1 protein-coding gene is annotated in these 643 nt (G+C 46.5%); it reads right to left on the bottom strand.

Annotated features, from left to right (window positions below; all coding sequences use genetic code 11):
- Positions 1 to 643: sensor histidine kinase (locus R7Q48_RS28270; RefSeq protein ID WP_318133634.1), on the bottom strand; the 643-nt coding region annotated here is incomplete at both ends.

The following is a 643-nucleotide window of genomic DNA, read 5'->3' as shown; positions in this document are numbered from 1 at the left end:
ATGTGCTCCTTGGTGACGGGCTCTTTGGTTTCCTCTGCAATCAACTGAGAAATCCCGAGCACACCATTCATTGGCGTTCTTAATTCGTGACTCATAGCAGCAAGAAAGCTGGATTTAGCCTTCGCGGCTCGCTCTGCTTTGTCCGTCTCGGCTTCCAACTCCGAGTTAAGCTGCTTCAAGTTGTGCATTCGGTATTGCAGTTGATACAAGAACGACCCGACTAACAACATCACTGCGACAAACACAAACAGCCAAGTGAAGCGCGCCTCATTTTGGGCGAGATCAAGAAGTGAGTGCTCGGCCTCTTCCACAAACACAAAGTAATTGTGATCCAGTAGCTCATTGGTCAACAGCTCGATTTTTTTATCGCTTTCATGTAAGCGCCCCAAAAAGTTCGCGCCACTTTCGCTTTGCTCCCCACTTTGATTCACTAAGTCGCGGCTAAAAAACTCGACGTAATGTTTATCTAATTGCGTTTCACCAATGTGCGTCGAAAACTCCTCTTCATAGATGTCCAACAGCATCAGCAAAGCGTATTGATTTTCGACTTGTACCCCAATCAACATGTCTAATTGCGAAGTGGTTTGAATAACCCGTTGCTCAAACTTGGCTAACGTCTGTTGTATTTTCTGGCGGTTGGGCG

It is taken from the genome of Vibrio sp. 378 (assembly GCF_033339435.1).
This window is presented reverse-complemented; position numbering and strand designations above follow the sequence as displayed.